Source organism: Sphingobacterium puteale (assembly GCF_003627955.1).
In the GTDB taxonomy this organism is placed as follows: domain Bacteria; phylum Bacteroidota; class Bacteroidia; order Sphingobacteriales; family Sphingobacteriaceae; genus Sphingobacterium; species Sphingobacterium puteale.
On sequence record NZ_RBWS01000028.1, the window covers coordinates 1 to 16,942 of the forward strand.

Genomic DNA, 16,942 nt, shown 5'->3' on the forward strand with positions numbered 1-16,942 from the left:
ATTTTGGCCGCTAACCTTATTATTCGGGGGAATACACGAAGATAATAAAACCCCAACTATTTATTTATCAAATAGTTGGGTTTTTTCTGAATATCCCAACCATGATAGTCAGCAGGAGGGGGATTTCTGCTCAATAAAAACAGATATTATAAAAAAAGCAGCGTTAAAGCTGCTTTTTTTATAATATAGATTGTAATTCTTTCAGATCGACGATCATATGCGGGACATCTTCGGGTTTTTCCATCCTATTAGGGTTAAAGAAGATTGCGTCCATGCCAACATTCATTGCCCCGCGTATATCCGCATCCAGGTTATCACCGACCATCAGTGACTGTGGTGCCTCTGCGCAAGTCGTCTTCAGCGCAAATTGAAATATTCTCGGATCTGGTTTGTTTACACCCACGACCTCAGAAATAAAGATATTTTTGAAATATTTATTCAAATTGCTTTTTTTCATTTTGGTCTCACAAGCTTCTTTAAAACCATTGGAGATTAAATGTAGGTTGTATTTCTCGTCCAAGTAAGCTAAGGTTTCATGGGCGTGGGGAAATAAATTCGTCTTTTGGGGACAAATAGCCAAGTATTCCAATTCAAATTCTTCTGGAAATAATTCAGGATCTACGCCTAATGCTGTAAAGGTATCGGCGAACCTTGCCTTTCTTAATTCGGGTTTTGAAATTTTTCCATGATGGTATAATCCCCAGAGTCGATGATTGTTGACCGTATAAGTTTCGATGAAACGGGTGGGGGATTCCTTGTCAAACAAGCTGTCAAACTTGTATTTAAAATATAATTCGTGGAGACTTTCTTCGGCATTCTTGTCAAAATCCCAGATGGTATGATCTAGATCAAAGAAAATATCCTTTTTCTCACGATTAAACATATGCAAATATACTACCTCCGGGGAGATTTTATCTTATTGTGAATCGGCTAATTTTCTTCTTTGTGTCATAATCTTCGGGATATTTCCGAATGCCTTGGTGAATAGCTATTTTTGTTACATGAAGAAAGCGCTTTTACTCTTTTATTTTCTTTTGTTTTATGCGATCATGCAGTTGATCTGGTGGGGGGTGATGTTCATCCGGTTTGACCCAAGCAAAAAGAATATGATTATAGGCGAGGGTATTTTCTTTTTGATCATTTTTTTATGGGGTGCATGGCGGCTAAAGCGTCTTGTAGAGCGCGAGCAGAAATTGCTGCAACAACAGCAGAATTTCCTTTTAGCCATCACACATGAGTTGAAATCTCCTTTAGCATCAGTGAAGCTTTATATTCAGACTATTTTACGACGGGATCTGGATAAGGAACAGCAACAGACTTTTTTAAGAAATTCATTAAAAGATATTGAACGGTTGGACGATCTGGTTGAGAATGTATTGATGACAACAAAGCTGGACAGCCGCAATTACAGCATGCCCAAAGAGGACTTTAATTTTACATCTTTGGTGGAGCAAATTGTCGACCGGCTTCAAAAAAATTCATGCAGTTCGCAGGTATTGAAACCTTATCTGGAATCGGATATTATTATCCATGGTGACAAATTTGCGATAAGTAATGTCGTGACAAACCTCATAGAGAACGCTATTAAATATTCACCGGCTTGCGCTATGGTGGATGTAAAATTATACACAGAGAACAATAAAATAATTTTTTCTGTTGCTGACCACGGTATTGGTATCAGTGATGAAGAGAAAAAACTTATCTTTAATAAGTTTTATCGCGTGGGAAGTGAAGCAACACGGAAAACCAAAGGTACTGGTTTGGGGTTATATATCGTGAAAACCGTGTTGCAGAAGCACGACGCGACCATTAAAGTTAAAGATAACACTCCTAAAGGGAGTATTTTTGAAGTAACATTTGAAAGAAATGCAAAGTAAACAAAGAATATTACTTGTCGAAGACGAAGAACACTTGTTAGAAGCTATCAAGTTGAACCTCGAAATGGAGGGTTACCGTGTCACTACGGCGACTGACGGAAAAAAAGCATTGAAAGTTTTTAAGGAAGAACGTTTCAATCTCGTAGTTCTGGACGTTATGATTCCTGAAATTGACGGATTCCAAGTTGCTGAAACAATTCGACTACAGAATACCGAGGTTCCGATCATGTTTTTGACTGCCAAGAACAGTAGCGAAGACCGTATCACAGGGCTCAAAAAAGGGGCTGATGATTATCTGGTAAAACCTTTTAATCTGGAAGAGTTGATTCTTCGTGTTGGAAATTTGGTCCGTCGTGGAATGAAACCGGATGATCTAAAAGAATTGAATTCTTATCAAATCGGTGATAAAACCATCTATTTTAATTCTTATGAATTGCATCACGCAGATGGAACGATTACCTCTCTGACGAAAAAAGAAACCATGCTATTGAAGCTGTTGATCGAACGTCGTAATGAAGCGGTTTCCCGTGAGCAGATTTTAGAGACTGTATGGAATTATGACGTCTATCCTTCAACGCGTACCATTGACAATTTCATTTTGACATTCCGGAAATATTTTGAACCTGATCAAAAACACCCGATCTATTTCCATTCTATCCGAGGAGTTGGTTATAAGTTTACCGACAATAACGCATAGCAAATAAAAGATGATGACAATTAAGGCTAGAATAGCCGTTATTTTTATTGCTGCATTACTTTTGGGTTATGGTTTATATCAAGGACATTATCAGACAGCTGTCTTGCTGGCTGGTGGAATTGGTTATCTAATTTGGAGCCATTTCCGGGAGGGCTCAGTTTTTTTGGCAACGCAAGCTTTTCATAGACAAGACTATGAGAGAACAAAAAACTTGTTATCCGAAATAAAAAATCCAGATACCCTTCGTAAGGGGCGCCGTAATTTCTATGAATTTATGATGGGAAATATTGCCTTAAAAGAAGAACGTATCGATGAGGCTGAATATCATTTTCAGCTCGCTTCCCGTCTACCTTGGAAAAAAGATAATGAAAAAGGCATGGTAATGATCAATCTGGCCAATATTGCACTGCGAAAGACAGATTATGAAAGAGCAAAGGCATATACAGATGTGGCCAACAAATTGCATTTAACCGCAAGACAGGTCAGTATTATTACAAAAATAGAAAACGAAATTTCAAAACATTTATAGTGATTAGTACTTTACAAAACGACTTATTGATTAGAGCTGCATTCTCGCAGCAAACGGAGAGACCTCCGGTGTGGATGATGCGTCAAGCTGGGCGCTTTATGAAAGAATACTGGGATATCAAAAACAAGTATTCTTTTCTTGAAATGTGCAAAACACCAGAGATTGCAGCGGATGTAACGATGTTGCCTGTGGATTTGTTGGGAATAGATGCAGCAATCTTGTTTTCGGATATTTTGGTTACAGCAGAAGCAATGGGTGGAGATCTGTCATTTGAACAAGGTGTAGGTCCTCGTTTTTCTAATCCAATTCGTTCTGTCAAGGGGGCAGAAGCATTATCAATTGACTGTTTGGATAAACTGCAATATGTAGCTGATGCCATAAAAGTAATTCAGCAACGCCTTGATAATCGTATCCCATTGATCGGTTTTGCGGGAGCGCCTTTTACCATTTTAAGCTATTTGGTCGAAGGTGGTTCGTCAAAGGATTTCAAGTTGACGAAGTTGATGTTAAACAATCAACCTGAATTAGCACATATGATCCTTCAAAAGATTGCTGATGTCACTGTCGCCTATCTTAACATGCAGATCGAGGCAGGTGTAAATGCAATCCAATTGTTTGATAGCTGGGCATTGGCTTTATCCTGGAATGATTATCGTGATTTTTCACATTATTACAACAAACAGATTATCTCCAAGTTGAACCGCAAAGATATTCCGGTAATCTCTTTCTGTAAGGGATCATCTGTCTTTGCTCCAATGATGGTGGAGGCGCAGCCAGATGTGGTTTCAATCGATTGGAATGCAGATCTTAAAAATATGAAGCAATCCTTGCCACAGGGAATAGCTGTTCAAGGGAATTTAGATCCGTTTGTACTATATGCTGAAAAACCTGTTATCAGAAAGAAAATTATAGAATTATTCGAACGTATGCGCGGAGAGAATGGTTTTATATTCAATTTGGGACATGGTATTATGCCTGATATCCCTTTTGATAATGTAAAATATGCAATCGAGGTGGTGAAAGAATTTCGCTATTAAATTTTCAATTGCGATTATCCAAAGAAAAGATTTTAGCGATATATCCGAATAAAATGAAGACTTGCTGTAACTGGCAGGTCTTTTTTATGTGATGATGATTTGCTGTGAACAACTAAAATTTAGTTGATTTACCTCTATGAAGTATTTGAACCCAGCTTTTACGGAATATAGTAAATAAGCCGAAATAAAAGGCTCAAACAAGTTCCAGTCTTTTGTATACTCCATGTAAGATTTTTCTAATCAAAGCTTAGCTTTATTGATTGCCCCTAACTTTTCTTACTTTTGTACCCATGGTCTATTTATACGCAAAAGCAGTTCATATTATTTTTGTGGTTTGTTGGATGGCTGGATTATTTTATATTGTTCGCTTATTCATTTACCATACCGAAGCTAAATCCAAATCTGCGGAAGAGTATGGGGTTTTGCATAAACAATTTATACTGATGGAGAGTAAATTGTGGTGGATCATCACTACACCAGCCATGTATCTCACTATTGTGGCTGCTCTCGTTATGCTGTATATCAATCCGGGATTATTGACCATGGGCTGGATGCATGTTAAGCTCACTTTTGTATTAGGGTTGATTCTTTATCATTTCGCGTGCCAACATATTATGTTTCAGTTAAAAGGGGAATCATCGACTTGGTCCTCGACCAAATTGCGTCTTTGGAATGAGCTGGCGACCGTCTTATTATTTGCAATCGTATTTACAGTTGTATTAAAGTCTGCTCTCAATTGGATATTTGGTGTCCTCGGACTTTTAATATTGTCGATTTCCTTAATGATGGCTGTGAAGCTCTACAAAAAGTTCAGAAATAAAAGTAATTCGAATAAAACGTTAAATTCATAGTTTTCTTAATCCTTTTCTATTCTCGTTAGTCGAACGATTATAAATTAAAAAGGAATATGTACAAAAGACTTTTGACTGTGATCATGTTGCTTGCTATTGCAACTGGGGTATTTGCCCAACGTTATAGACCTTATGGAGGAACATTAAATATCTATTCTATCGATGTTCCTTTCTTTCTTTATATTAATAATGTTTTGTACAATAATAGACCCTCCAACGATATTCGTGTGCCGAACTTACAAAATCCAAGGTACAATCTCCGAATAGTATTTGCAAATAGACAGCGTAGAACTCTAAACGGAACTGCGGTGCAGCTTGTTAATCGAAATGGCCAATATCTTGATGTCGTATTTTCCGTAAGCAGCCGTGGGGGGAATCGAGGGATTGTACTGGAGTCCATGAATCCTGTAGGTCGATATAGTGATAATTACCGTAATGGGGATAACTACGGTGATGATGATTACAACGAGGATAGATATTATCGGGATCAACAACAAGACGAGCGATATGACGAGTCTGAGCATGATATAAATAATAATCGACAAAATCAGGGAGATCCGATTGACGATAATGATTATCTGCAAAAAAACGATGCGAACCAGTTGAATGATCTGCTCAATCAAAAAGAAAATGATCATGACCGCTTGCAGATCGCTGCGCAGGAATTGGAAAATAGGAGATTGCGCAGTTCCGAAATCATAGACCTCATGGAACTATTTATAAGAGACGACAACAAATTGGCTTTTGCTAAATACGCTTATCCAAGCTGTGTGGATAAAGAGAACTATGATAAGGTAGGTGATGCGCTGTCATTTAGTTCAACTCGGGAAAAATTGACAGCATTTATTAAAACTCAGCGTTAGTTTGCCTGTTGGTTTGGATTGAAATTAACCTTTTTAATTCCAATTGCCTATGAACGAGGTCAAATGAGATTAGCTATATGAACAAAGGGGCTATCTGCATCAAATTTCCAAGCAACAATGGATTTTGTGGTATGAGTAACCCCTTTCAGTTAAGCTATGTCGTATTTATTCGGCGAAACAGATGTATTTCAATTCCATGTACTCATCTAGGCCATGTTTTGATCCCTCACGGCCGACGCCAGATTGTTTTACCCCACCAAAGGGGGCTGCTGCATTCGATATTAATCCCGTGTTAACACCTACCATGCCCGCCTCCAATTGTTCGGCAACACGGAAACAACGATTGATATTGGTACTGTAGAAATAGGAGGCAAGACCAAATTCAGTCTGATTGGCCATGGCGATACCATCTTCTTCTGTTTTGAAACTGAATAATGCACAGACTGGACCGAAAGTTTCCTCGTGAAATATTAGGGCCTCTTTAGGGATATTGGTCAGTACAGTTGGCTGGAAGAATAGGTCTTTGATTACATTACCTCCAGTTGCCAGTTCTGCTCCATGCTTTAGAGCATCTTGGACGTGATGTTGTACTTTTTCCAAACCTTTGGCATTGATCAAAGGTCCAACTTGAACACCCTTATCTAAGCCGTTGCCTACCTTTAATTGACCCACAGCATGGGCTAGTTTTGTAGCGAAATCGTCGTAAACGTCTTCCTGGACCAAAAAACGGTTGATTGAGACGCAGGTTTGTCCGGAATTACGAAACTTACCGGCGATAGCACCTTCCACGGCGGCATCAATATCTGCGTCGTTAAAAACAAGAAAAGGTGCATTTCCTCCGAGTTCCATGGAGACTTTCTTAATGTTTGAGGCGGACTGTTCGATCAATGTTCTGCCAACCTCAGTAGAGCCCGTAAAAGATAGTTTTCGCACCAGGTTGTTGGTGGCAAGTTCCTTTCCGATACCAGCACTGTCCTTTCCGGTAATAACGTTAAAGACACCTTTTGGCAGGCCTGCCTCTTCGGCTAGTTTGACCAACGCGATTGCGGACAAAGGTGTTTGGGAGGCGGGTTTGAGTATAACTGTACAACCTGCAACAAGTGCTGGAGCGACTTTTCGAGTAATCATGGCTAAAGGGAAATTCCAAGGCGTAATTGCTGCGACGACACCGACTCCTTGTCGGATGGTCATCATTCTTATCCCTTTTTTCTGAGTGGGGATCGTTTCCCCATAGGCTCTCTTACCCTCTTCTGCAAACCACTCAACAAATGAATTCCCGTAATCTACTTCTACTTTCGACTCGTTGAGCGGCTTTCCGCTCTCAAGTGTTATAATTTCTGCAAGTCGGTCTTTATTTTGTTGAATGAGATTGTACCAATTGCGAACAATAAGACATCGTTCCGAAATTGTTGTATTTTTCCAGCTTTTCCATGCTTTATCAGCAGCCTGTATGGCTTTTGTGCAATCTGCAACCTTTAAATCAGGTAAGGATGCGATTGTTTTTCCAGTGGCGGGGTTGACGACATCAAACGTATTTTTTGATGTGATGAATTTTCCGTTTATATAGGCTTTGTCAATTAAGAGTGGATTTTTCATTGGATTCATTATTTTTTGTTAAGGCATCGCTTCTACATGTGCCCCTTACTTATTTATTCTTGTGGACATATCATCATCTTGGTCTGCTTGGTATATCAGCTGCTTTTGGAACAAAATTCTTCTACCTATTGTTTCGCAGACAAACGATTTTATGGGAAGCTTTATCTAGACGAATTTTTTTCGTTGCTGCTCATTGGGAACCGCACAATACTTATTTGTGCCAAACCATTTGTAACGATTTTTTGCAAAGTAATCATAACCTGCGTCACGCCATTTTTTGGGTAGTATTTTTAAAAAATAAACGATTGAATAGGGAAGACCTAAAGTTTTGCAGATATTCAATATCGCTTCGCTTTTGATATATCTACCTGCGGGTGATAAATAAATGATGGAATCTATATTTTTTGGAATCGCATTTAAACTATTTTTAGCAAAGTCAGACTGTAAGGAACTAAACAGAAACCTATTATTGGTATCTATTTTCAATAGAATTTGAACAAAACGATTACAAACTAAGCAATCACCGTCAAAAAAGATGATATGTTTCCCTTGCGTATCCATTAATATAAAGTTACTTCTATTTCCCGAAAGAACTGCCATGATAACATCACATCTTTCATAAAAAAGCGGTGTTTTTCCCTAGAAAAACACCGCTTTTGAAATTCTTTCGGATCTTTATTATAAATTCTTCATAATGGTATGCCCCATACGATCCCTTTTTGTTTTCAGATATTCCTCATTATAGGGGTTCGCTGTTATTTCAATTGGAACGTTTTCTACAATTTCTAAACCATAACCGACGAGTCCTGCACGTTTTGTAGGGTTATTGGACATCAGACGCATTTTAGTTACCCCAAGGTTTCGCAGGATCTGTGCTCCTACACCATAGTCTCTCAAATCAGCTTTAAATCCAAGTTGCACATTGGCATCAACAGTATCTAATCCATTCTCTTGCAATTTGTAAGCATGCAATTTATTGATCAGTCCAATACCACGGCCTTCCTGATTCATATAGACAATCACTCCTTTTCCTTCTTTTTGGATCATTTCCATTGCCTTGTGAAGTTGAGGCCCGCAGTCACAACGGCAGGAGCCAAAAATGTCGCCTGTCACACAAGAACTATGTACACGGACAAGAATAGGTTCGTCTTCGTTCCATTCTCCTTTATAAAGAGCAAGATGTTGTTCTCCAGTATCTTTTTGTGTAAAAGCTTTCATTTGAAAATCACCATATTGCGTGGGCATATTGACCGTTACTTCTTCATTGATCAACGAATCGTGTTTTAAGCGGTATTCAATAAGGTCCTCAATACTGATAATTTTTAGATCAAATTTTTTGGCAACTTCCATTAATTCTGGTAGTCTTGCCATTTCACCATCTTCTTTTAAGATTTCGACTAATACACCTGCTGGTTCAAAACCTGCCAAACGGGCAAGGTCAACAGTTGCTTCGGTATGTCCTGTACGACGCAGTACACCACCGTCTTTAGCAATCAATGGAAAGATATGTCCCGGTCTGCCTAACTCTTCGTAGTGAATATTTGGGTCGATCATTGCCTTGATGGTTTTTGAACGATCGGATGCCGAGATTCCTGTTGTACAGCCATATCCCTGTAAGTCAATAGAAACGGTGAAATTAGTCTCGTAAATGGCTGTATTTTGCCCTACCATAAGATCAAGATGTAAAGCATCAGCTCTTTCTTTGGTAATAGGAGCACATACTAAACCTCGGCCGTGGGTTGCCATAAAGTTGATAATTTCGGGAGTTGCGTTGCGGGCGGCGGTGACGAAATCACCTTCATTTTCACGATCTTCGTCATCTACGACGATAACTACTTTTCCTGCCTGTATATCAGCGATCGCTTCTTCGATCGTGTTTAATTTGAATTCCATTTATTGTTAAATTGTATTGATACAAAGTTAGTGTAGAATCTAATTTTATTTATAATAAGGCTGTCACAAATCTAATGTGACTCCTTTAATTTATTCTTTTTACCAAATTTCTCTTTGATCCACTTCCAGGTTGCTTCAGCTTTTAATTTATACTGATCTATATCAAATAGTGCTGAATCTGTGGTTGATTTATAGGTTAAAAATGCTGCTAGTGGCGTCAATATGATAATGGCCATCCACATACCCACAGCTGACGATATCGCACCATCTTTGGCTGTTTTTTCGGCGACAGTAGAGATGATATGATAGATTAAAAAGAAGATAATGGCCATAACGACCGGAAGACCGAGACCACCTTTTCTAATAATAGCGCCTAAAGGTGCTCCAATAGCAAATAAAAGAAGACAGGATACCGCTAATGTGAATTTTCTATGCCATTCGATCCGATACCGAATATCTTTGGTCTTGTAGTCCTTAAATTCAAGTGTACGGCTATTGAGATCTTCTTTTAAATAGTTTAGCTGGCTCAACGCATTCATGGTGACCTGAGTCCGTTGTTCAGGCGGCACTAAATCAGCTACTAAATCGTTATAAGGTTTAATTTTTGCTTCTTTTACTTTAGCTTGTCCTGGTTGAACGGCATTAAAATACTTTGAATAAATATTATAACGTGTATCCAGGGTTCTTGTAATTGCCCTGCCCATACTGTCAATTTTGATATGGTTCGAGTCAATGTACATGTCCAATTGCTTGAGATTTAGCATGGCATGGTGGCTTTTAAAAAGGCTTTCATCCGTTTTGCCTTGTTGAAAACTCCCCATGTCAAACTTCTGTTCCGTCTCCTTAAACTTAAATCGTGTGAATTGCTGGCGTGGATCGTATGTTTTTGAGTTCTTGGTTCGCGACTCTTCATAGCGTATTCCATCCTTCAATTTGAGGATCATATAGCTGTTGTCAGGCGAATTATAAATGTATCCCTCTTTAGCCATCAAAACATTGTTGGCGGTATTGCCCCCGCGATGATCATAAATCATCAGATCATATAGAATCGTTCCTTCCTTATTTTTTCCTCTTGCACGAATGGAGTATCCCGGTATTGTATTGTTAAAAATACCCGGTTTGATTAGAAAATCAGCTTTTTTATTGCGGACATCTGTCAATAGGGTTCCCATTTTTAGGTTGACAACCGGTAAGATGTAATCGGAAAATAGAAAGGAACTTGAGGCAAAAATTGCAACAAGTACAAATAAGGGAGTCATGGCTTTGCGTAGCGACACACCTGCAGCCTTGATCGCCACGAGCTCATAGCTTTCCCCAAGGTTACCGAAGGTCATAATGGAAGACAATAGCATGGATAAGGGCATTGCCATTTGAATCTGAACAACGCATTGGTACCCAATAAGCTCCATAATGGTATACCACTCGAATCCTTTTCCGATCAAATCATCAATGTATTTGAATAGAAAAAGCATCAATAATACAAACATCACAATAAAAAATGTGACGATGAATGGTTTAATGAAAGCTTGAAGAATAAGTAAATGAACTTTTTTCATCCGTGACGCTAAGCAAATTGATGCCTTTACATTAAAGCATCTTCCAGCCAAGGAGCTCTTTTAGAGCCCTTGGTGAAAATATATTGCAAAGATAGGTTTTTTTATGCACCTATAACACTCTGAAGATAGACGATTGAATTTTTCCAGATTAATTTTCTATTTTCCAAGTCCTCTTCTTTAGCAAAATCTGTTATTTTAAGTGCAACATCGTTTGTCAGCTCATCCTGATCTATCTCTAGATCGAAATAGTATGGATCATCATCGAGCCACTTAAAACGCACTGATTTGTTTTCTTTGGAAGCTACGATTTTTGCGCGATGCGGTTCATCATCCCAAATGAAGGTATAAACAGTGTCTTTGTAGTTTACATCATCTGCAAACCATTGAGCCAGTTCGTTTGGTTCTTGCAAATACGGAAATAAAATTCTAGGTGAAGAGTTGATGATATATTCTAGTTGGAATTTTATTTTATCTGCCATATAAATGTTTTTTTAAATTTTAGTTTGTTTAAATCAAAAATAAGCTATATTTGCATTCCCAAAATGGCGGGGTAGCTCAGATGGTTAGAGCGTTGGATTCATAACCCAAAGGTCGGCAGTTCGATTCTGCTCCCCGCTACAAATCTCTTTCCATTTTGCTTTCTATTGCATAAACTTATTATTTGTAATAATACATATTTATTTTGTTATTGCAAGTTTTTTTGTGAAAAGTTGAAGGCTTTTTCACAATTTTTTGAATTAAAAATCTTTACCATCTTATCCCGACTTTTTTTGCGATTGAGTCATTATTTTACTTTGTTAAGAATGAGTTTGTTGTGTGGGATGTAGGTTTTTGGTCGTAATAAATCCTTAAAAAAAATAAAAAAATCTTTTGAATTGACAGGTGAAGTGGTATATTTGCATACCGAAACGGCGGGGTAGCTCAGATGGTTAGAGCGCAGGATTCATAACCCTGAGGTCGGCAGTTCGATCCTGCTCCCCGCTACTTAAAGAAGGAAAGTCTAATTTCAGACTTTCTTTTTTTTTGATACTAAATTTTTGGAATAGTCCCGGATCAATCAGAATTCTCCTTAAATCAACTGGAACCGTTGCTTGAGCTTTAGAAGATTCACTGGTTTATATTCCTTAAGGTTTGTGCACTAGCAATTTTATATTATTTGCTTACGTTTCCATCCTAAGCGCTGCCTATCGACAGCCATCTGTTAGTGGTCATGCGTTGTTATCTAATACAATTTTCGTGGGAGCGATGCCTGATACTTGCTCATAATAGGTTGCGATATTAAATGTATATTTGCGCATTTTCTTACCTATTATTCTATTACTATAATGAACTTCAGGCCTATTCTTATTCTAGTGTGGCTTATCATCGGCTATCCTGCTATTGCGCAAAAGCCAGCAATAACCCATGTTGTCACGCACAACCGTATTGGTGTCCGGGGGATCTGCAGCAACCCGATGTAATTGATTTATTCACAAAGCCGGGACGGCATACTGCAGTTTTGCGCATGGAACCCTATACTGCAGCTGATATTCATGGTAATTGCTTAATTGTCATCAAAAGTGAGGCTTTTCCAATCGTCTTTTTGGAGGTATTTGAGCATGATAAAAAATAATAACCAACCAATCGCCGCTAAACCCCAAACCAATAGTTCGTATTGAAAAATCACTTTATGAAGATAACCCAAAAGTCCCAGCAAGCCTAAAATCAATAAATTGACCAGCGCTTTGGAACTGGACTGACTTGCTTTGGAAAAAGGATAATTTTTGACCAGAAAGAGCATGATGAGAATACTTTCTATCCCACCGACAGCTGAGGACAGCAATAAATCATTTATCGAACTGATACCAAATAAAGGAACACAGATACAGAAAAACAAAATGTTAAATGGCAGCACATATTTAACGAGGCAGGCTTTAAGAACCCCCGTCATAAATTGCCCCGGACGGTCTATTGGAGCAGCATAATAGATCCAGGCTGCTTTATATTTATTGCTCTGCGTGATCAGCTGAAATACCGTTAATATGGTCAACAGTGACAGATAAAACATGATAATGTATAGGCCCGAGTCTCTTAATTTGTCCAGTGTCTCTGCGAATGGTAGCCCCTCGCCGGTCCGTAAAAACAGGAATATAAAATAGATGGGAAGATAAGCTAAAGAGGGATAGAGTTGCTGTTTAAATTCTCTTGTTTTTGAACTTATAAGCCATACAATACTAAATCCAGCCTCTTCAAGCGGAGATGAGCATATACTGGCACCCAATTTTTTATAGAATGGTCGTTGTTTACCAGTGTTTGAAATCGAGTGACCAGTTTCAGATAACGGTGTATCACTACTTGCTAGAGCAGCTATTTTGGCATTAAAACCTCTGGAAAATAATTTTGTACAAGCATAAATTCCAAAGAAAGGAACAACTAAGCCCAAAATGGAAAATATAATGGATTGTAGGCTATGGTCGCCCTGAAGCAAAGACTGAAAAGAGGCGACCCAGGTACTGGGAAATATCCATAGAAATTTAAGCTGTTCAATTGTCAGCTGTGACTCAACAATTGTTTGAATCAGATTGGGACCAAGATAATAGGCTAGAAAAATGATCAGTGAAAGTCCGATCTGTATATAGGCAATAATATCTTTAAATTTTTGGATGGACAGATATTTGATGCTGATCATATAGAACCCGTTGACAAAAACCAGCGCAATCAGTGTACTCAATAGAAGTTGTAGAATCAATAGAAAAATGCCCGTTATATCCCAGTTAAATAAGACATACACCACTAGCGGCAGACATAATGCAATAATCTGATTGAAAAGTTTAATGGCGATAAATGTTATTCGTGATAAGGCCACTGTCCTATCGCTTACGGGCTTTGGCATAATAATGTACTGGTCCCTCGTGTCTAAAAGTATGGGTGAAAAGTCTGATACCAATGTAATGCTAAGCATGCTGGTAAAACAGAGTAGCATAAGAGCAAGAGCTAAGTAACGATCTGGAATAAGGATGAGAATAACCATGAACATCAGGCCAATGATCATATACATAATAAATTGTATAATGGAGGTAGAAGAGGAGGATTTTCCGGTGTTCCGTTTTTTAAATGTGATCGGTTTTCTGTTGTCTAGCGTAACTTTAGTCTCTAAAATAATTTTAAACTGTGCATAGTTCACACCTAGGCTTTCCCAGATACTCCTAAACAGAAGAATAAATCGTAAGATAAATTTTTCCATATTATTGAATAGCGCGAATGATGTTAGATGCATCCAGTGCACCATTATCGGTATTGGTTAATTTGGCAAATATATGTTCAAGTGATTCATTGGGATCCGACTTCAGTTCATCGATAGTACCATCCGCAATGATACTTCCCTGATTGATCAACAGGATTCTATCGGAAACTTTTTCAACGACGTCCATCATGTGAGAACAGTAAAAAATAGTTTTACCTTCTTTGGCCAACAATGATATGAGTTCTTTTACAAAAATCACCGCGTTGGCATCGAGTCCGGACAGGGGCTCATCCAGGATGATGATCTGCGGGTTATGGATAATGCCAGAAATTAAAAGTACTTTCTGCCGCATGCCTTTAGAAAAGGTATCCATTCTACTTGTAGCGTTTGCGGCGAGTCCAAATGCACTCAATAATTTTAAGGATCGCTCTTGAATTGTAAGATCGTCCATGCCGTATAATTTTCCGATAAAATCAAGGTATTCCATCGGAGTCAATACTTCGTATAGCTCCGCATTTTCGGGAACGTATCCGAGCAGGGATTTTATCGAAAGAGGATCCTTTTGAATATCGATACCATTGATCTCGACATGTCCGGTAAAATCTTCGATCAAGCCTGTTAAGATCTTAACTGTCGTGGATTTTCCTGCGCCATTAGGGCCTATATAGCCGATGACCTGGCCTGGGAATATATCCAAATAGATTCCTTTTAGAATTTCTTTAGTTCCGTATGATTTTTTTAGGTCAATAATACGAATGAGCGGTAAGGTACTTTCCATGTATTTAAAACTTTCAACATAAACTTACATAAAAATAAAGAGTTACCCACTTATTTGAATGTCGAATTCCATATTTTCTTTGCAAAAATGTAATATAAAATAAAAAAGGAATAAAAAAGGAGTCCTAAGACTCCTTTCAAAACTACTTTATAATCGGAAAACTACCTGTCATTTTTTGGATATCCCTCTTCATCAAGATCCTCTCTTAGATCTTCTTTGTTCTTGGCCAATTTTTTATCCAATGGGGATAAACGGTCATGTTTGAAGGTATCTATGCGCATATGTGCATCCTCGAGATCCTCTTCCTCCAAATCTTCACGATCAGCATACTCATCGCCTACAAAAGGGTTGGAATCGTCATAACTTGAATCATCGTCTATTGCCCCTTCAGATAGTGTATCATAATCTGCCGGATGATCATAATCCGGATCATTGTCATCTACATCCAGTTCATAACTTTCCAGCTCTTCATTATAAGTTAAGTTTTGCTCTGAATCTGGGTAATCTGATTCGACCTTTCCCTTTGTTTTTTTGTGTTCTGTGCCAGCCATAATGCTCTGATTTATCTACAGTAATAAAACAGGTTGGAAGATAAAAAGTTTTAAAAATTAATGCTGATAATTAGGAAAATGCATTGTTTTTTTAGCTCGAAATGACTTTGAAGTAACTGCCATAAAAACGTAAAATTTGTCCTGATAAAGCAAACAAATGGAGAACAATTATGTTTTATTAAAAACAGTAAATATTGGCCACTATGATTTTCAAACGTTTAAATTATCAGACATTACAGAGTTTACGTCTACAAGGGTATAATATCCTGTTGACTATCGGGCGTTCGGAAGATGAGAACCCAATTTATTTTCCCATGAAATTGGAGTCGTTCAATTCTACACAGGCAAATGCCAATGGGGGGGAAGAACACATGGTTCAAGGTCAAAAGATATTGATTTTAGACGAAGCGATACAACGATCATTGAACAATGACCTCAACGGAATCATTCAGCTTGATCATTAACTAGATCCTTTCTTCGATCTTTTATAAGCGCTTGGGGTCATATTTCTTTTTTTCTTATAAAAGTTGGTGAAGTGGCTTTCGTCGTTAAAGCCCAGTTCATCTACAATCTGTTTCATTGTGTATTGGCTAGATCCTAACCTGTCTTCAATAAGTTGGATACGGATATCATCAATATATAATTTGTAGCTTTTCTGCTGTCTTTTCTTAAAAAAAGCGCCGAAATAATTAGCTGAAATCTGAAAGTGATCTGCTATATTTTTAATTTGTAGTTTGTCAGGGAAATAGATGTTCTGTTGAATATAGGCCTCTATTTCCAGAGACATTTCACGAGACTCATTGACCGGTAGGTTCAGTTCTTTCAATATATTTTCAATGAATGCAAACAGCGACATCACTTGATGGAAAATAAATGTGGAAGTTGCCGCCTCTTCAGATTCCGCCTGTTGATAAATCAACGACAAGACTTTTTCGATTATCTTGCGGTTTTCTTTTTTTAGGGACAGGCTTTTATTTAGTAATGTTTCCGAATTGAAAATATGTTGCGGATTGTGGGACAGACAAAAATTTTGCTGTATATGATGCAGATCTTTGAAGTAGTGACTTGAGAAATATAAAATAAATACAGTTGAATCTTTCTTGGTTTCAAGTATTTCTGAACTAGTGTTCAGGAAAAGTAAATTTTCTTTAAGAAATTTAGCCCCGGTATTTTTCGATACCAAGAGACCTTCCGAGATATAAACTAAAGCAAAATCAAAGCCTAATTCGTGCAGATTGATCTTTTGTTTATGTTTGATTTTTTCAGGAAGGAAGAGTAAGCTCATTAGACGTATGTAGATTTTATTGTAAAAACTGTTGATGAATCTCAGAATGCCGTGATATTCTCTGTCGGAATTGCCCGCAATAATCACGCGAATACCTTTAGTGTTAAACAGGATTGGCGAACGGTATCAGCTATCGAACGCATCCCAATATCATGTATATCCAGCTGGCATCGAAGGGCAAATATCGTTATTTTGGCCTTATACCC

Annotated in this window: 18 protein-coding genes and 2 tRNA genes; 10 read left to right on the top strand and 10 right to left on the bottom strand. The window is 38.0% G+C overall.

The genetic code is table 11. The features are described from left to right. The coding region (locus D7322_RS28835; RefSeq protein WP_220700182.1) for a hypothetical protein at nucleotides 1-184 on the top strand (184 nt) is incomplete at its 5' end. Here D7322_RS28835 and D7322_RS26220 read toward each other — a convergent pair. Continuing rightward, nucleotides 179-883 carry a YjjG family noncanonical pyrimidine nucleotidase gene (locus D7322_RS26220; RefSeq protein ID WP_121127152.1) on the bottom strand — a complete coding sequence of 235 codons (705 nt, stop codon included), beginning with the start codon at nucleotides 881-883 and terminating at the stop codon, nucleotides 179-181. The two genes, D7322_RS28835 and D7322_RS26220, sit on opposite strands and share 6 nt — an antisense overlap. Nucleotides 884-1,001: 118 nt before the next feature. Here D7322_RS26220 and D7322_RS26225 point away from each other — a divergent pair, with 118 nt between their 5' ends. The 6 genes from D7322_RS26225 (at nucleotide 1,002) to D7322_RS26250 (ending at nucleotide 5,854) form a co-directional block, all read left to right on the top strand. Further along, on the top strand, nucleotides 1,002-1,877 hold the full coding sequence (locus D7322_RS26225) for a sensor histidine kinase (RefSeq protein ID WP_121127153.1): 876 nt from the start codon (nucleotides 1,002-1,004) through the stop codon (nucleotides 1,875-1,877). Next, the gene (locus tag D7322_RS26230; RefSeq protein WP_070563139.1) at nucleotides 1,867-2,574 is read left to right on the top strand and encodes a response regulator transcription factor; all 708 of its coding nucleotides are present in this window, start codon (nucleotides 1,867-1,869) and stop codon (nucleotides 2,572-2,574) included. Before D7322_RS26225 ends, D7322_RS26230 begins: the two co-directional genes overlap by 11 nt. Before the next feature lie 10 nt (nucleotides 2,575-2,584). Then, nucleotides 2,585-3,103, top strand: coding sequence for a hypothetical protein (locus D7322_RS26235; RefSeq protein ID WP_245971480.1), 519 nt, complete (start codon nucleotides 2,585-2,587; stop codon nucleotides 3,101-3,103). Next, nucleotides 3,103-4,140 (top strand): uroporphyrinogen decarboxylase, encoded by a 1,038-nt coding sequence (hemE, locus tag D7322_RS26240; protein ID WP_121127154.1) that lies wholly within the window; start codon nucleotides 3,103-3,105, stop codon nucleotides 4,138-4,140. The genes D7322_RS26235 and hemE overlap by 1 nt, the downstream gene beginning before the upstream one ends. Nucleotides 4,141-4,430: 290 nt before the next feature. Then, nucleotides 4,431-4,991, top strand: coding sequence for a CopD family protein (locus D7322_RS26245; RefSeq protein ID WP_121127155.1), 561 nt, complete (start codon nucleotides 4,431-4,433; stop codon nucleotides 4,989-4,991). A 56-nt stretch (nucleotides 4,992-5,047) separates the two neighbouring features. Beyond that, on the top strand, nucleotides 5,048-5,854 hold the full coding sequence (locus tag D7322_RS26250; protein WP_121127156.1) for a DUF4476 domain-containing protein: 807 nt from the start codon (nucleotides 5,048-5,050) through the stop codon (nucleotides 5,852-5,854). Nucleotides 5,855-6,019: 165 nt separating this feature from the next. Here D7322_RS26250 and D7322_RS26255 read toward each other — a convergent pair whose 3' ends face one another. The 5 genes from D7322_RS26255 to D7322_RS26275 form a co-directional block, all read right to left on the bottom strand. Beyond that, the gene (locus tag D7322_RS26255) at nucleotides 6,020-7,450 is read right to left on the bottom strand and encodes an NAD-dependent succinate-semialdehyde dehydrogenase (protein ID WP_121127199.1); all 1,431 of its coding nucleotides are present in this window, start codon (nucleotides 7,448-7,450) and stop codon (nucleotides 6,020-6,022) included. Nucleotides 7,451-7,615: 165 nt separating this feature from the next. Beyond that, on the bottom strand, nucleotides 7,616-8,050 hold the full coding sequence (locus D7322_RS26260; RefSeq protein ID WP_121127157.1) for a thiol-disulfide oxidoreductase DCC family protein: 435 nt from the start codon (nucleotides 8,048-8,050) through the stop codon (nucleotides 7,616-7,618). 78 nt (nucleotides 8,051-8,128) lie between these two features. Next, nucleotides 8,129-9,343 (bottom strand): bifunctional 3,4-dihydroxy-2-butanone-4-phosphate synthase/GTP cyclohydrolase II, encoded by a 1,215-nt coding sequence (locus D7322_RS26265; protein WP_121127158.1) that lies wholly within the window; start codon nucleotides 9,341-9,343, stop codon nucleotides 8,129-8,131. 71 nt (nucleotides 9,344-9,414) lie between these two features. Next, nucleotides 9,415-10,899 carry an LptF/LptG family permease gene (locus D7322_RS26270; RefSeq protein WP_121127159.1) on the bottom strand — a complete coding sequence of 495 codons (1,485 nt, stop codon included), beginning with the start codon at nucleotides 10,897-10,899 and terminating at the stop codon, nucleotides 9,415-9,417. A gap of 101 nt (nucleotides 10,900-11,000) precedes the next feature. Continuing rightward, a complete protein-coding gene (locus D7322_RS26275) occupies nucleotides 11,001-11,378 on the bottom strand; it encodes an START-like domain-containing protein (protein ID WP_028070596.1) in 378 nt (125 codons plus the stop codon). A gap of 65 nt (nucleotides 11,379-11,443) precedes the next feature. Between D7322_RS26275 and D7322_RS26280 the strand changes: the two genes are divergently transcribed. Together D7322_RS26280 and D7322_RS26285 are read left to right on the top strand one after the other, a co-directional pair. Beyond that, nucleotides 11,444-11,517 (top strand) — tRNA-Met (locus tag D7322_RS26280). Between the two features lie 292 nt (nucleotides 11,518-11,809). Beyond that, nucleotides 11,810-11,883, top strand: a tRNA-Met gene (locus D7322_RS26285). Nucleotides 11,884-12,442: 559 nt separating this feature from the next. On the opposite strand, the gene D7322_RS26290 is transcribed toward D7322_RS26285, so the two are convergent. From D7322_RS26290 to D7322_RS26300, 3 genes are all read right to left on the bottom strand, one after another. Further along, nucleotides 12,443-14,122, bottom strand: coding sequence for a hypothetical protein (locus tag D7322_RS26290; RefSeq protein ID WP_147430551.1), 1,680 nt, complete (start codon nucleotides 14,120-14,122; stop codon nucleotides 12,443-12,445). Nucleotide 14,123: 1 nt separating this feature from the next. Further along, nucleotides 14,124-14,900: an ABC transporter ATP-binding protein gene (locus D7322_RS26295; protein WP_121127161.1), complete on the bottom strand. Its 777-nt coding sequence runs from the start codon at nucleotides 14,898-14,900 to the stop codon at nucleotides 14,124-14,126. Nucleotides 14,901-15,061: 161 nt separating this feature from the next. Next, nucleotides 15,062-15,451, bottom strand: coding sequence for a hypothetical protein (locus tag D7322_RS26300; protein ID WP_121127162.1), 390 nt, complete (start codon nucleotides 15,449-15,451; stop codon nucleotides 15,062-15,064). 203 nt (nucleotides 15,452-15,654) lie between these two features. Between D7322_RS26300 and D7322_RS26305 the strand changes: the two genes are divergently transcribed. Beyond that, nucleotides 15,655-15,915 carry a hypothetical protein gene (locus D7322_RS26305; protein ID WP_121127163.1) on the top strand — a complete coding sequence of 87 codons (261 nt, stop codon included), beginning with the start codon at nucleotides 15,655-15,657 and terminating at the stop codon, nucleotides 15,913-15,915. On the opposite strand, the gene D7322_RS26310 is transcribed toward D7322_RS26305, so the two are convergent. Next, on the bottom strand, nucleotides 15,912-16,736 hold the full coding sequence (locus tag D7322_RS26310; RefSeq protein ID WP_121127164.1) for a helix-turn-helix domain-containing protein: 825 nt from the start codon (nucleotides 16,734-16,736) through the stop codon (nucleotides 15,912-15,914). The two genes, D7322_RS26305 and D7322_RS26310, sit on opposite strands and share 4 nt — an antisense overlap. Between the last annotated feature and the right edge of the window lie 206 nt (nucleotides 16,737-16,942).

What these genes read in the sequence shown, in the direction of transcription:
- D7322_RS26230 (WP_070563139.1), top strand. Translation starts at nt 1,867, where the DNA reads ATGCAAAGTAAACAAAGAATATTACTTGTCGAAGACGAAGAACACTTG.
- D7322_RS26245 (WP_121127155.1), top strand. Translation starts at nt 4,431, where the DNA reads ATGGTCTATTTATACGCAAAAGCAGTTCATATTATTTTTGTGGTTTGT.
- D7322_RS26250 (WP_121127156.1), top strand. Translation starts at nt 5,048, where the DNA reads ATGTACAAAAGACTTTTGACTGTGATCATGTTGCTTGCTATTGCAACT.
- D7322_RS26255 (WP_121127199.1), bottom strand. Translation starts at nt 7,450, where the DNA reads ATGAAAAATCCACTCTTAATTGACAAAGCCTATATAAACGGAAAATTC.
- D7322_RS26270 (WP_121127159.1), bottom strand. Translation starts at nt 10,899, where the DNA reads ATGAAAAAAGTTCATTTACTTATTCTTCAAGCTTTCATTAAACCATTC.
- D7322_RS26300 (WP_121127162.1), bottom strand. Translation starts at nt 15,451, where the DNA reads ATGGCTGGCACAGAACACAAAAAAACAAAGGGAAAGGTCGAATCAGAT.
- D7322_RS26310 (WP_121127164.1), bottom strand. Translation starts at nt 16,736, where the DNA reads ATGAGCTTACTCTTCCTTCCTGAAAAAATCAAACATAAACAAAAGATC.
- D7322_RS26265 (WP_121127158.1), bottom strand. Translation starts at nt 9,343, where the DNA reads ATGGAATTCAAATTAAACACGATCGAAGAAGCGATCGCTGATATACAG.
- D7322_RS26225 (WP_121127153.1), top strand. Translation starts at nt 1,002, where the DNA reads ATGAAGAAAGCGCTTTTACTCTTTTATTTTCTTTTGTTTTATGCGATC.
- D7322_RS26295 (WP_121127161.1), bottom strand. Translation starts at nt 14,900, where the DNA reads ATGGAAAGTACCTTACCGCTCATTCGTATTATTGACCTAAAAAAATCA.
- D7322_RS26305 (WP_121127163.1), top strand. Translation starts at nt 15,655, where the DNA reads ATGATTTTCAAACGTTTAAATTATCAGACATTACAGAGTTTACGTCTA.
- D7322_RS26275 (WP_028070596.1), bottom strand. Translation starts at nt 11,378, where the DNA reads ATGGCAGATAAAATAAAATTCCAACTAGAATATATCATCAACTCTTCA.
- D7322_RS26220 (WP_121127152.1), bottom strand. Translation starts at nt 883, where the DNA reads ATGTTTAATCGTGAGAAAAAGGATATTTTCTTTGATCTAGATCATACC.
- D7322_RS26290 (WP_147430551.1), bottom strand. Translation starts at nt 14,122, where the DNA reads ATGGAAAAATTTATCTTACGATTTATTCTTCTGTTTAGGAGTATCTGG.
- D7322_RS26260 (WP_121127157.1), bottom strand. Translation starts at nt 8,050, where the DNA reads ATGGCAGTTCTTTCGGGAAATAGAAGTAACTTTATATTAATGGATACG.
- D7322_RS26235 (WP_245971480.1), top strand. Translation starts at nt 2,585, where the DNA reads ATGATGACAATTAAGGCTAGAATAGCCGTTATTTTTATTGCTGCATTA.